The sequence below is a fragment of the Scytonema sp. PCC 10023 genome (assembly GCF_963920835.1).
Taxonomy (GTDB): Bacteria; Cyanobacteriota; Cyanobacteriia; order Cyanobacteriales; family Nostocaceae; genus Kalymmatonema.
Genome location: NZ_CAWUDP010000007.1, coordinates 139,332 through 152,633, shown reverse-complemented (window position 1 = coordinate 152,633; position 13,302 = coordinate 139,332). Strand labels below are relative to the sequence as shown.

Genomic DNA, 13,302 nt, shown 5'->3' with positions numbered 1-13,302 from the left:
TACTAAATCCCCATGTCAACGCCAAAAAACCAATCCATGCAGCTTACCCATACTCAAGCTAGGATTGCTTTGAGCAAACTGGGGATCAAATCTTGCAATTGATTATCTACAGGAGTATCGTCAGAACTGGGTAAATCCTCCGCACAGGGCAACCAGTGCAATGGCTTGTACTTTAAGATAGTGAAGTTGCTTGCAGACTCTTACACTGATGATATCCAGTCGAGATCCATTGTCTCTGTATTAAGAAATTTATACTCTGACAGCGTTTTCTTGCGAAAATTCCCACTAGGTGAACCTCCATAGGAGAATCTGTGAAGCTTGCGCTCTAAATTTGGTTAGTTAAGGGAGAACAGATGACTCTCAAGCGGTTGGGTTTAATCATACTGACGTTGGTTGCGATATTGCTTGTCGGCTTATCTTTGTTAAGTAGTTGGCAAGAACCTCAGTTCCAGAGTCGTTTGGAACTTTATCAAACAAATATTGTCCTGCAAGCTGCTTCTTGGGAACCGTTAGATGACAAGAACGCGAATCTCAAGCCATTGCAGGATGCACTACTGGGCGTTAAACCTCTTGAAAGCGCGACAGAACAGTATCAAGAGGCACGCAAATCCGCTCAAACTAATTTGGAAAAAGCCAAAAAGCAACTGGCGCAGATCCAATCTCAACCCGCGACGACTCCTACAACTCCTAAACCGCAACCAGAATTGCCTCCTGCTACCAACACTTCTCGTCAGGAACAGCAGCAAAAGTTGCAGCAGTCTGTTAAACAACTGCAAAAATTAATTCCTGAATTAGACTTGCGACTGGGAATTTTACAAGCGCAGCAAGGAAAAATAGAGACGGCGCAGAAAATTTGGAGCCAATTACAGCAACGTTCAGACATTAATCCTGAATTTGAGCAAGCTGCTGCTGTGTTGGCAGGGCTAAGGAGTGATCCCCCGCGTATTTTGCCTTCTTCTGAACAACTGATTCAAAAGAATTTAGATGGTTGGTTTCGGTATATTGCTCTGAGTGAGTTATACCAACTTCAGCAGCGTCAGGATGCTTTAGCAGATCTGGAAGCAGTTCAACAAGAAGCTGCTGAACAAGCATTGTTGAAATTAGCAATTATTGGTACCGTTCCAGCACTGACAGCGTTTTTCGGTTTAGGGCTGCTGATTTTTTTGGTTGGACAGCGCCTTATCCAAGGGAAAACAGCTTTATTGGCTCAAAATTCGGATGTGGGTTGGTCAACGCCTTGGGATGGTGAAACGATTTTACAGGTTTTTGTCGTGGGCTTTTTCTTGATGGGACAACTTCTTGTACCCATAGTCATATCTCTCCTCCCTATCCCACGCCCCGCCCCTAATGTCAGAATTCAGGCATTATACGTCTTGGTAAATTACCTGTTGCTGACATTTGGTGCCCTGTCAGTACTGTATTTATCTATCAAACGCTTTTTCCCTTTACCAGATGACTGGTTTCGCTTCCGGTTAGGAGGTAAGTGGTTTTTGTGGGGGCTGGGTGGCTATTGTGTGGCTTTGCCCATAGTGGTGGTGGTGTCTTTGATTAATCAACAACTCTGGCGAGGACAAGGTGGAAGTAATCCCTTGTTGCAACTGGCGTTAGAAAGCCAAGATACTGTGGCGCTTGGCATATTCTTCTCTACAGCTGCGATCGCCGCCCCAATATTTGAAGAACTTTTGTTTCGCGGCTTTTTATTACCCTCCCTGACTCGTTATCTACCTGTGTGGGGATCAATTCTTGCCAGTGCTTTTCTATTTGCAGCTGCTCACTTGAGCTTGTCGGAAATTTTACCACTGTTCGCCCTAGGTATTGTCTTGGGGATCGTTTACACGCGATCGCGCAATCTCCTTGCTCCTATGCTTCTCCACAGCCTTTGGAACAGCGGCACTCTGCTAAGTCTTTTTGTCTTAGGCAGTACTAGTAAATAATACTTTCTGCTTGCCATTGAAAATACCCAAAATCTTTAAAGAATTTTTACAAAATTTTACCAATTCATTATTGGTATTTAGTGTTGAGCAATGTTACCTTGAATGCACAAATATTATTACGGATAACACTTACAAAAAATTGCGGTAAGTCTGAAAGCCCAAACCCTGCATGGGTGGAATCAAAAACCAAATGGGAACTCCACTTTTCATGAATCGTCTAGAGATGTGTAAACTGGACTACACGTAAGTAACCGCGTATGTAGGGTCGTTAAGCGCTTGGAGACTGATGCTTATGTCAAGAGAAATAAAAAAAATCCGGAAATAGCACTAGTTAACTTGTATGAAGTAGTGGGGCATAGTTGTATTTCGCATTAATTGCAAAAATCTCTCAATAAAAGCATTTTTGGGCAAGAAATCGTACAAAAGTGCTGTACTGGGATTTCTCGTTAAAGTAAAGAAAGAGGAATGATTGAGGAGTGTAGTCTCAAGTGCTCGCTGCCCTGAAAACCTCGCTCCTCCGAAGCTACCGCGTTCCCTAAAAACTAGTGGTACGCTGCTTTTGCATATCTGTTTTACCTGTATTCATACTTATTTATAAGAATAAATATTAATACTCAGTAATTCAACAGAATTATTTTATAGCAGTATAGGATTTCAATTTTATACGTCATTTATAAAGTGAAGGAGCTTGACGCATATGGCAAATCTCACCCCCAGTCACGCCGCCAAACAACTTTTAGCTGGATACTGCGGCATTATTTTTGGAGGTTTTGGTATCCATAAATTTATTCTTGGGTATGCACCAGAAGGATTTATCATGCTAGTGATTTCCTTAGTAGGAGGTTATTTCACCTACGGATTTACATTCTTGATTATGCAGCTTGTAGGTTTAATTGAAGGGATGATTTATTTGAACAAATCCCACGACGAATTTGTTGATACCTACTTTGTGAAAAAGCAGGGCTGGTTTTAGAAATTCGTCTTTCAGTATTGAATTTGTATTTTAGAGTATCTATCTTAGGTGCATGAACTCATAATTTTACAGTAGTAGGAGGGGCACTGCTCATTCTACAAATAGCTATTGACAGCCTTAAGTTACCATTGCTTATACCTTTAAGATTTGTCACCAAGCGGAGAACTTTATCTGTCTTTTATTCATCCTCCTGTGGGTAAATTTCTTTCTATAGTATGTGTCAATTAATTCTAAGTTAAGAATAAACTATAGCAGTCCGCCCTTGGATTTGTGAAAAAACAAGATCCCCGACAACTTTTACGAAGTCGGGGATCTGAAGAACTCAATTTTAGTCTATTACTTACTCTAAAGACTATTTATCTTTAGTGAAAAATATTTTATTTACACCAATATGTTAACGCTCAAACGTAAAAATATAACCTTAACACTACTGACAGTATTGGGATTAGCTTATTTCTGCACTATGTCTCATATTGCAGTCAATCCTTTCTGGAAAAGCGAGATACTCCTTATACCAATACAGGTGGTTACACTTATATACGTGACTTATATGCGTTCGAGTCGTCAGTGATAGGGTCTGAAAGTGTAAATTCAATTAAAAATTCAAAAGAAAAACAATTTTTTTATAACTAATACACAACTAGACCCCCATACAACCAAAACTTAACAAAACTTAATAAGTTTGACATTATGTCAAAGCTTTGGATTTCGCCTACGCTCGAATTAGAGACGCTTTTAGAGAGGCGTTAAAGTTTCATCGTAGCAAATTCAAAAACTTTCCATGCAAATTGTCTCGAAAACTAACGTTTCCCCAGAACCAGCCTCGACAACAGAGAAAATCACTTTGGATGTCGGGGGTATGAAGTGTGCTGGCTGTGTGAGGGCAGTAGAACGTCGGCTTACTGAGTATCCAGGAGTTAAGAGCGCCTGTGTGAACCTGGCGACAGAGGTAGCAGTCGTAGATTTGGAAGGTGGTGCAGTCGATGCGGATGCACTGGCAAAGCAATTGACAGCTGCTGGGTTCCCAACTCAACCCCGGAAACTAGGCGGGAAAGTAGTAGGTGAGACAGAATCCATACAAGACCCAGCGGAACGACAGCGCCGAGAAATGCAGTCTGCAAAACAGCAATTGATCATTGCTGCTGTCCTGCTGATCCTGTCATTTATTGGTCATATAGGTAACATTGGTGGTTACGTAATACCGATTTTGCATAACATCTGGTTTCACTGTGGATTGGCAGGGCTAGCGCTTCTTATCCCTGGTCGCCCAATTTTAGTAGATGGCTGGCGGGGTTTACGGCACAATGCACCCAACATGAACACTTTAGTGGGATTGGGAACACTGACAGCTTACATCGCTAGCTTGGTGGCTCTGCTGTTTCCTCAACTTGGGTGGGAGTGCTTCTTTGACGAGCCAGTCATGATGTTAGGCTTTATCCTACTAGGACGGACACTGGAAAAACAAGCCAGAGGTCGCGCTGCAGCAGCATTTAAGGAATTGCTCGCCCTCCAGCCGATTGTTGCGCGATTGATTGCCAAGCCTAAAACGACGGAATCGGCTGCCGCATTGTCTTCTAATAAAGGAATTGTAGAAATTCCCGCTGAGGTGGTGCGTGTTGGTGAATGGTTACAGGTTTTGCCAGGAGAGAAAATTCCAGTCGATGGTAAAGTCGTCGATGGGCAAACAACTGTCAATGAGTCCATGCTAACTGGAGAAGCGGTGCCAGTGACAAAGCAACCAGGAGATTTGGTGATAGCAGGGACACTCAATCAATCAGGAGCGATCGCCATTGAAGCAACCCGCACTGGAAGTGATACGACTTTGGCTCAAATTGTCGCCTTAGTGGAAGCCGCACAAACCCGTAAAGCTCCGGTACAAAAATTAGCAGATACAGTCGCTGGGTACTTCACTTACGGTGTATTAACGGCGGCATTGTTAACATTTGTCTTTTGGTACTTTTTCGGCACCCACATCTGGCATCACACAATTATGTCGTATGCCATGCAAATCTCTCACCACTCCTTACTCAGCACCCCCCACAGTTCCCACCCCACAATCTACACCCCGCTCCTTGTGAGTTTAAAGCTAGCAATTGCCGTAATGGTAGTCGCTTGCCCCTGTGCCTTAGGGCTTGCCACGCCAACAGCAATTTTAGTAGGAACAGCCATTGGCGCAGAACGGGGTTTGCTGATCAAAGGCGGCGACGTTTTAGAAAAAGTACACGAATTAAACACAGTCGTGTTTGATAAAACTGGTACTCTTACCACAGGTCGTCCCGTAGTTACAGATTGCCTACCAATTGAGGGACTGGAGAATCATTCCCAATCGCTCATTGCCAATCCCCAATCCCTAATACAACTGGCAGCAGCAGTAGAAAGCGGCACTATTCATCCTTTAGCAACGGCAATTCAGCAAGAAGCCCAACAGCAACAGTTATCTATCCCAGATGCTGTGGACTTTCGTACCGAACCAGGACTTGGTGTCTCTGCTGTCGTAGAAGGCACTTTGGTACTTTTAGGGAACTGTGACTGGTTGCATTGGCACGGAATTTCTGTCAGTGAAACTGCACAAAAACAGGCACACAAGCTAGCAGCAGATGGGAAAACGGTAGTTTTCGTAGCAGTTGGAGACGCGGTAGCCGGACTGATTGCTGTTCAAGATACCTTAAGACCAGATGCTAAAGCAACCGTAGATAAGTTGCGTCAGATGGGTTTACGGGTGATGTTGCTAAGCGGAGATACACAACAAGCAGCAAATGTGACAGCAAAACAACTAGGACTAAATACCAGTGATGTTTTGGCTGGCGTTCTCCCTGCAAAGAAGGCTGCTACTATTCAAGAATTACAAGCATGGGGAACAAAGGGAAGTACTGATCACTCTATTGTCGCTATGGTAGGAGATGGCATTAATGATGCTCCAGCCCTATCTCAAGCTGATATTGGTATTGCTTTACACTCAGGTACCGATGTTGCGATGGAAACAGCGGAAATTGTCTTGATGCGGGATAACTTAACTGATGTTGTAAAATCTATACAACTTAGTCGTGCAACTTTGAGCAAAATCCGTCAAAATTTATTTTGGGCTTTTGCGTATAACACTGTTGGCATTCCTTTAGCAGCTGGTGTTTTGTTGCCAAGTTTAGGTTTTGTCTTAAGCCCATCGGGTGCAGCTGCATTAATGGCTTTTAGCTCTGTTAGTGTCGTCACTAATTCCCTTTTATTACGACGTTTTGCTCATCGCTCCTAATCTCCTCGTTTCAAGGTATTATTTGTGAGCGTAAATATTTGGTTTTGCCAATCTCACGTTAAACTAGGTCGGTAGTTAAGTGTTTCGAGACCCACAAAACCTGTTGAGACGGGTGCAACGCCCATAGTAGTTAAAAGAGTAGGACAGCTTGTTCTACTCTTGTGAACAACTAAGCAATTTAAAAGCATATAAGATAATTACCATAGACTTTTACTCAAAGAATGGCAGCAAACAATACGAAACAAATCTTGATTAATAACAGTTCAACCGACGAATTTAGCAACGATTTTTCAATGGCAGCAGAAACAAATGAAAGCCATCTACTGATAATAGAAGACGATCAAGGACGCAAAGAATTTATTCTTGATCGCCCGGTATATTCCATTGGTAGGGACGCCCACTGCGATATCCGTTTAATCTCGCAGTTTGTCTCGCGCCGCCATGCCACACTCATTAGGCTACCGCGCGATGGTAAGAAGCATAGCTATTATTATCGGATTGTCGATGGTGATGCCAAAGGCAAACCTAGTTCCAATGGTCTAATGATTAATAACGGGCGGAAGATCCCCGCTCATGACCTGAAAAATGAGGACGAAATCGTTTTTGGTCCTCAAGTACGTGCTATTTATTACCTACTGCGAGATAGTATGCGCACAGGAGGACAAACAGATTCCAGTGAGTATGATATTACACTAATAAACCCCGGCATGACCGAGGATCTGGAGGACTGAAGGCATATTGATTCTGGATTCTACTGTCAGAAGAGCACATTTTTTGGAGGGGCGTTTTGCTATAAGCTAGCCTTATCATTGAGGTAGCCCAAGCAGACGCCTTTCTTTACAGATTGACACTCTCTGTCCTAAAGGAGCAGAGATTCTTGAGACATCGCTGTCTTAATATCCTGATTTATCAGGTTCGCACGCTACAGCACGTTTGCACACAAGCTGCGTAGTGATATCTCCTTCCAATCTTTTAGCCGTCTACTTTCCCCCAGTCCAGGGGTAGGTTTTTATGTCTTGTACTGACCATTTCATTGTCCCATTTTTTGACTCAGGCGTAAACGTATCGACGGCAGCTTTCATCCCTTGCCTAAAGTACGGATGTATACGACAAGAGTCGGACACCAAGGGTTTTCAGCGGGAGCATCCTTATAAGGCGGGAAAGCGTCAAAAGCGCCAATAGCTACTTACCCCGCGAGACTCTCAATCAGATGCCAATGGCGGCAATCTTCAATTGCCTGCTTAACGTATTCAAACATTTGTCGGCAGTGATTATCTCGCTGAAGTGCTAGTTCCTCGTTTTTAATCACGATACTCATCCGGGTTTCTGTTTCAGTAGCTGTGCTTTTGTCAATCAATGCTTCCACCGTCACTAACTTTAAAAAGGATATATGACCAGGAATTTCACGCGCCATGATGTAATCGGCTGTATAGTATTGAACATCCAAATTACAATCTTGTAGAAGTTCTACAAGTAAGGGTTGAAGTTGGTCAAGAGGAACAGAAAGAATAAATGAACAGGTATAGCGAGCCATAATAGCCCCAAGCCTTGCAACACTCCGTCCATCCTATAATACCGAACCATCTAAAAGCCAAATCATTATAGATTCATTAAAGAACCTGTGTTTTGAGTAAAGACAAAAGCAGCATAAGACACGTAAGTACTTCACAATAGCGGTTTGGCGGAGGTTGATTATGAAAGTAGCAATTGCTGGAGCAACAGGATTTGTAGGTAGTCGTTTGGTGGAACGACTACAGGTCGAGGGTATAAGAGTGCTAGTGTTAAGTCGTAACACCACTTATGCCCAAAAGGTTTTTCCACCTACGGCTTTTCCCAATGTGGAAATTGTTGCCTATACACCAACAGCATCGGGAGGTTGGCAAAGTGCCATCTCTGGTTGTGATGGTGTCGTTAATCTTGCAGGCGAATCTATTGCTGAAGGACGTTGGACACCTGAACGCAAACAGGAAATTTTAAATAGCCGTAAACTGGCTACACAAAACATTGTGGACGCGATTGCCAACGCTTACCCCAAGCCTAGTGTGTTAGTTAACGCTTCGGCTATTGGCTACTACGGTACGAGTGAAACGGCTACCTTTGATGAAACCAGTTCACCCGGTCACGATTTTCTTGCCCAAGTTTGTCAAGCCTGGGAAGCAGAAGCAACAAAGGTAACAGATGCTGGCGTGCGACTCGTCATTGTGCGATTGGGAATTGTTTTGGGTAACGGTGGTGCTTTGGGTAAAATGATTACACCGTTCAAACTCTTCGCTGGTGGTCCCTTGGGTAGTGGTCAGCAATGGTTCTCATGGATTGACTTAGATGATGTCGTTAACCTGATTTTTCTAGCTTTAACGAAACCGGAAATGCAAGGAGTATATAACGCCACTGCCCCTCATCCTGTCCGAATGGCTCAATTGACCCAAACTATGGGAAAAGTCATGAATCGTCCTTCTTGGTTACCTGTTCCGGCATTTGCTCTCGAAGCCCTTTTAGGGGACGGGGCAATGGTCGTTCTGGAAGGTCAACAAGTCGTTCCCAAACGCACTTTAGAAAGTGGATTTAAGTACAAGTATCCCAATTTGGAACCAGCACTGGTAAAAATTCTCAAATCCTAGGGATTAGCGATTAGGGACTAGGAAGTAGTACAGTCAGGCACAAATCACTACACAGTTGGGAATAAGTAAAAACCTTGATTGTGTAAGTATTTTTCTCTTTTGGTTGCTGACTTGTGACTCCTTGCACTAGAGAATTCCCGGCGTTGCTGAATCCATGTATGAAAAAGATGTCGTGTGATTCCAAACCCTTGTACCAGACGTACCATGGTACGTCTCTACACTTGGATTCATACTTCAAATCAGCAACGCCGAATTCCCAGTCCCTACCAAGATCAATTATTCATTCCCAGTTTTGAGGAATTTCTGAGAAACCCAATTAACAATGCCACTGATGATGGCACCAGCCATAAGGATGCCAATAGCCGGGTTAAATACAGGTTGCCAAAGGCTGTGCCACAAATCTAAGCCCAGTGGGACTCCAACTGCTTCACCAATAGCAGCAACCGCCAACCACCCAAAACCAAACAAAACTAGGAACACATCTGCCACTAAAACCAAGTTTAGCCAGCTTAAAAACTTATCTTTCATAGTCATTAATTATCAGTCAATAGTTTTAGACTATTGACTGTAGATGTGGGACTGTTTAGCAATTATTCCTCGGGAAACAGCCAGTTTTTGACTTTTGCCAAACTCTGCCAATCTGGTTTTCTGTTGAAACCGTCTTCAATGCTATTTTTGACTTCTTCTCGCCAGTCTGGGTTGACAAAAATCAACTGTTGTGCAAAGTCAACGTGTTGTCGCAAACCTTTTTGACCTGTTTCCAGCATGGCAACAGCAAGATTCACCCGTGCTTGGGCATCTTGTGGATTGAGCTTTACCGCCTTCTGTGCAGCCTTGTAAGCAAGGTTGGGTTTGTCATCTAGTAAATACAACCACGCTAGACAAGTCCAAGCAGGACTACTTCTGGGAGCGCGATCGCACAGATCCTTAAACACAGGAATAAGAGTTGAAGCTTCTTCTCCGGCTTTATAACGTTCTAAACCTGTATCAAACAGAGAGTCAACTGTATTAGTCATGAGTCATGAGTCATTAGTCATCAGTCACCAGCCCTTCGTCAAATGACAAAGGACAAATGACTATATTACACACCAAACGACTTACCGCAACCGCAGGTTTGGCTGGCGTTAGGGTTAGTGAATTGGAAACCACCGCCAATCATAGAGTTGCTATAATCTAGCATTAAACCATACAGATATAATAAACTTTTGCGATCGCAAACAATTTTGAAGCCATCATAATCAAAAACTTCATCTTGAGAAGTAATCTTGCTGGGGTCTTCAAAATCCATCAAGTAAGACATTCCGGAACAGCCACCTTGACGCACTCCAACCCGTAAGCATAGGTCTTTGCCGCCTTGCTGATCTTGCAAGAATTTCACCTGACGCAATGCGGCTTCGCTCAATTGAATTCCCCGTTGTTGAGACTGAGTTGCTTGTGTCATCTGCTGTTTTTACTCCTTATACCGTTTCACAAAAATTTTGATACAATTAACTCCCCTTGCCTGTGTTGCTCAAGAACTGCTTGCCTGTATATATCAACCTTAAAGTCAAATGGTATGCCTCTGGTGTGAGCATGGCTCTGTGGGGGCAAGCACTCTAGTTTCAACACCAAGCTTACCGGTTGGTGGCTGTAAAGGTTTTTGTATCCATTCTAGCGATATTAATGCCGCAGGAATGCAAATTGTAAACACTGCGTCAAAAGCACACAAAGATTTTTATTCTAGAATTGAGAGATTCAATGTATTTAGAGATTCGATATTTTGAAGTTCAAGCCTTGTGGTAGCCACCACCAGCAACCACTGTTCACAAACAGCCAGAGAGTTTTGATCCGAGGCGTAAGCCCAAGTTGAAAGTTTAATTCTATATAGCTTGTTTTGATTAACTTACCTCTATGACAAGTTTTAATCGCTCTACCAGTCGTCGGCTGAAGAAATTAACCCAAATTCCTTCTGTATGGGAGGGCGATCGCCGTCCATTGTCGTCATCACAAACTCACAATTCAGACTTAGAGGCAAAGGGCGAATGCATTCTTTGGGTAGATGGCTCACAAGGCATTGTCCGGGGTATGGACGTAGTCGCAGCAGAAACTGGTCCAGAAGCAATTGTTCGTACCCTCATGCGAGCAATGGAGCATCCTCACAGTCCAGCAAAACCTGCTCGTCCTCAAAGAATTGTAGTCAAAGACCGCGAAATCCAATTTTACCTGCGCGGAGTCCTACAGGATTTGGACATTGCGATTGACTATGTACCAGAACTGCCTTTGATTGATGAACTGTTTCGTGGGTTTACCGACATCTTGGATAGCCAAGTTCCTGATTTGCCCCCACAGTATGCACAAGCGCTGCGAGAAAAAGCATTTGCAATTTGGCAAGCAGCGCCTTGGGAATTATTAGAAGAACAGCAAATCTTGTCCATAGAAATTAATAAATGGGATGTTGGTACACTCTACGCCTCAGTTATGGGAATGCTGGGGATGGAGTATGGCATTTTGTTGTATCGTTCAGAAGAGTCGTTGAAGCGCTTTCGCGCAACAGTTTTAACAGAAGACGAATCACAAGGGCATTTAGAAGAAGCTTTCCTTAAACAAGACTGCCTGTTTCTGACGTTTGAGAGTGCTGACGACATTGACGAAGATGATGACGAAGATGATGATGAAGAATTCGGCGATTTAGCGGATTTGCCGTTATCGGAAATAGAACCCACCTTCGGTAACATCCATCCTTTAGAAGGACTGCGGTCTGTTTTATATGACGAAGAAGCACTTGTAGTCTTGGTGGCATTAGAAAGCCTAAATCGCTTTATCCGCGATCACCGCCGTCAGCTTAGTGATGACACCTTCCCTACCCTCAGTCGTCGGTATCGCATTCCGTTACCCGAGTCATCGGATGAACCAACAAAATCACTGCCTGTAACTGTCTGTTCCATGCCGCAGTTAGCCGCCGAGTTAGAGGAAATAGGAGGTTTTGACGTCGAGGATGATGACATGGAGTCAGAATCGACACCAATGTTCCAGTCATTACGAGATGATTTGATACCAGAAGACTCATTCCTCAGCTTAGGAGTCGTGTCGTGGGAGATGTTGGAGTACTTGCATCAAGGTGCAAAATATCACAAAACAGGAGAAATCACACAAGCAGGGGATGGTTTGCCCGTGATTTTAATTCAAACTTCCCGTCCTAAAGCGAAAACTGTGATTTCAAATATCGAAGAAGCTGGAGGACTCAAAGCAATTTGTTTTAATCCAGGTGCTGATCCTTTTGATGGCAAGGGCTACGACTTAGGTTTGTTACAAACTGAAAACGGCGAATTGTTCCTGTTCGGTGAGTTTGAAGATGACGATCCAATACACGTAGAAGCCCGCAAAAAATGGAATCAGCGGTGTAAAAATACCAAAGGATACTGTGGCTTGATCATTGCCAAAGGATTGACAGGGGCTTCTCGTGGTAATCCCCAGTTACGAGATATGATGGCTTTATTTGAAGCGCGGTTCCTTTCTCCCAACGATTTAGGCATTGGCACTCTCCAACTGATGCCCCAACTCCAATTTGAATAAGCGTCTAGGCAAAAGCATATTCTCTATGCTCATTCTCTTTTAAATTCAATATATGTTTTTTGGACTGGGCATTTCGCCCAGTCCAAATTTATGATGGGTGGCAGAATAAAGTCCGTGAAACAAAAAATTACAGCAGATTGCAAGTTCATGAGGTACAGGTTTTCAACTCAAAAGCCAGATATAGAGCCAAGTTTACTTCTGACTCCTGACTCCTGACTCCTGAATTCTGCTGTAGCAGTGTTGGAAGGGTGTAGAGGTTAGGGAAAAAGCATCAATAGATCTCTTGCATTCATTAAAAAGAAGCACCCCTCAAGAGTCCCCCCGCAAGCGGGGGGAAGCAATAAAAATCTTGTTTCCTCCCTGTTTACGGGGAGGGTTAGGGTGGGGTTCTTGGGACTTATGCAATCTTGTTTAATACATCCCCAATAGCCTTTGGTTAAAGGTAAAAGGTTAAGGGGGAAAGGGCGAAAAACTTATTTTTTTCCCTTTCACCTTTCCCGTTAGCCCCTTAAACGAACCGTATTGCCCTATATCCCTAACTCAGTCTAAGTAGATAATCCCATTGTGTAAGCCATAATACTGCTGCTTGGGGCTATATACTGTTGTTTTACTTTTAAAGTGTTTATTTTAAAAAAACTAAACAAAAAATTTATTTTTGAGTTTTGAAACTTTTAAAGTTATAAAACAGATAAAAGAGCCATGTGCTGTCAGAGCATTATTTAGCTCAAATCTGGAAAAAAAACATTATCAGCAGCACTTTAAATTTTGTTAGTAAAACTTTAGTGTATTCGTAGTGGATTTGTCTTTGTAGTCAGTACTAGTGCAGGCTAAGTACGTAATACGCAAATCAATATTGATACTCTAAGAGTGATACAGGCTGATGTTCAACTTTCCTTAAAGTTAGCACAATAGAATTGAGAGATTCCAGATTTTTGGGCTAAGGCTGATGGAGACTAAAAGTCACATGAATACCAGATA

At 43.1% G+C, this 13,302-nt stretch carries 10 protein-coding genes; 6 read left to right on the top strand and 4 right to left on the bottom strand.

Annotation, left to right across the window (positions count from 1 at the left end; translation table 11 throughout):
• The first annotated feature begins 353 nt into the window (after nt 1-353).
• The 4 genes from ACM0OZ_RS06790 to ACM0OZ_RS06775 all read left to right on the top strand — a co-directional run bounded on the left by ACM0OZ_RS06790 (nt 354) and on the right by ACM0OZ_RS06775 (nt 6,885).
• On the top strand, nt 354-1,934 hold the full coding sequence (locus ACM0OZ_RS06790; RefSeq protein WP_414582035.1) for a lysostaphin resistance A-like protein: 1,581 nt from the start codon (nt 354-356) through the stop codon (nt 1,932-1,934).
• Nucleotides 1,935-2,631: 697 nt separating this feature from the next.
• Nucleotides 2,632-2,907, top strand: coding sequence for a TM2 domain-containing protein (locus ACM0OZ_RS06785; RefSeq protein WP_414582034.1), 276 nt, complete (start codon nt 2,632-2,634; stop codon nt 2,905-2,907).
• Between the two features lie 781 nt (nt 2,908-3,688).
• Nucleotides 3,689-6,154, top strand: coding sequence for a heavy metal translocating P-type ATPase (locus ACM0OZ_RS06780; RefSeq protein ID WP_414582032.1), 2,466 nt, complete (start codon nt 3,689-3,691; stop codon nt 6,152-6,154).
• 221 nt (nt 6,155-6,375) lie between these two features.
• The gene (locus ACM0OZ_RS06775) at nt 6,376-6,885 is read left to right on the top strand and encodes an FHA domain-containing protein (RefSeq protein WP_073632373.1); all 510 of its coding nucleotides are present in this window, start codon (nt 6,376-6,378) and stop codon (nt 6,883-6,885) included.
• Nucleotides 6,886-7,340: 455 nt separating this feature from the next.
• Here the strand turns inward: ACM0OZ_RS06775 and ACM0OZ_RS06770 are convergent, their stop codons facing one another.
• A complete protein-coding gene (locus ACM0OZ_RS06770) occupies nt 7,341-7,688 on the bottom strand; it encodes a hypothetical protein (protein WP_041034602.1) in 348 nt (115 codons plus the stop codon).
• Nucleotides 7,689-7,848: 160 nt separating this feature from the next.
• Between ACM0OZ_RS06770 and ACM0OZ_RS06765 the strand changes: the two genes are divergently transcribed.
• Nucleotides 7,849-8,772, top strand: coding sequence for a TIGR01777 family oxidoreductase (locus ACM0OZ_RS06765; RefSeq protein WP_414582030.1), 924 nt, complete (start codon nt 7,849-7,851; stop codon nt 8,770-8,772).
• A gap of 276 nt (nt 8,773-9,048) precedes the next feature.
• On the opposite strand, the gene ACM0OZ_RS06760 is transcribed toward ACM0OZ_RS06765, so the two are convergent.
• The 3 genes from ACM0OZ_RS06760 to ACM0OZ_RS06750 all read right to left on the bottom strand — a co-directional run bounded on the left by ACM0OZ_RS06760 (nt 9,049) and on the right by ACM0OZ_RS06750 (nt 10,213).
• Nucleotides 9,049-9,300: a hypothetical protein gene (locus tag ACM0OZ_RS06760; RefSeq protein ID WP_414582060.1), complete on the bottom strand. Its 252-nt coding sequence runs from the start codon at nt 9,298-9,300 to the stop codon at nt 9,049-9,051.
• Nucleotides 9,301-9,362: 62 nt separating this feature from the next.
• Nucleotides 9,363-9,788, bottom strand: coding sequence for a tetratricopeptide repeat protein (locus tag ACM0OZ_RS06755; RefSeq protein WP_073632382.1), 426 nt, complete (start codon nt 9,786-9,788; stop codon nt 9,363-9,365).
• A 65-nt stretch (nt 9,789-9,853) separates the two neighbouring features.
• On the bottom strand, nt 9,854-10,213 hold the full coding sequence (locus ACM0OZ_RS06750) for a HesB/IscA family protein (protein WP_414582029.1): 360 nt from the start codon (nt 10,211-10,213) through the stop codon (nt 9,854-9,856).
• A gap of 449 nt (nt 10,214-10,662) precedes the next feature.
• Here ACM0OZ_RS06750 and ACM0OZ_RS06745 point away from each other — a divergent pair, with 449 nt between their 5' ends.
• Nucleotides 10,663-12,324 (top strand): DUF6930 domain-containing protein, encoded by a 1,662-nt coding sequence (locus tag ACM0OZ_RS06745; protein ID WP_414582028.1) that lies wholly within the window; start codon nt 10,663-10,665, stop codon nt 12,322-12,324.
• Nucleotides 12,325-13,302: the final 978 nt, after the last annotated feature.

What these genes read in the sequence shown, in the direction of transcription:
- ACM0OZ_RS06780 (WP_414582032.1), top strand. Translation starts at nt 3,689, where the DNA reads ATGCAAATTGTCTCGAAAACTAACGTTTCCCCAGAACCAGCCTCGACA.
- ACM0OZ_RS06765 (WP_414582030.1), top strand. Translation starts at nt 7,849, where the DNA reads ATGAAAGTAGCAATTGCTGGAGCAACAGGATTTGTAGGTAGTCGTTTG.
- ACM0OZ_RS06790 (WP_414582035.1), top strand. Translation starts at nt 354, where the DNA reads ATGACTCTCAAGCGGTTGGGTTTAATCATACTGACGTTGGTTGCGATA.
- ACM0OZ_RS06745 (WP_414582028.1), top strand. Translation starts at nt 10,663, where the DNA reads ATGACAAGTTTTAATCGCTCTACCAGTCGTCGGCTGAAGAAATTAACC.
- ACM0OZ_RS06750 (WP_414582029.1), bottom strand. Translation starts at nt 10,213, where the DNA reads ATGACACAAGCAACTCAGTCTCAACAACGGGGAATTCAATTGAGCGAA.
- ACM0OZ_RS06760 (WP_414582060.1), bottom strand. Translation starts at nt 9,300, where the DNA reads ATGAAAGATAAGTTTTTAAGCTGGCTAAACTTGGTTTTAGTGGCAGAT.
- ACM0OZ_RS06755 (WP_073632382.1), bottom strand. Translation starts at nt 9,788, where the DNA reads ATGACTAATACAGTTGACTCTCTGTTTGATACAGGTTTAGAACGTTAT.
- ACM0OZ_RS06770 (WP_041034602.1), bottom strand. Translation starts at nt 7,688, where the DNA reads ATGGCTCGCTATACCTGTTCATTTATTCTTTCTGTTCCTCTTGACCAA.
- ACM0OZ_RS06785 (WP_414582034.1), top strand. Translation starts at nt 2,632, where the DNA reads ATGGCAAATCTCACCCCCAGTCACGCCGCCAAACAACTTTTAGCTGGA.
- ACM0OZ_RS06775 (WP_073632373.1), top strand. Translation starts at nt 6,376, where the DNA reads ATGGCAGCAAACAATACGAAACAAATCTTGATTAATAACAGTTCAACC.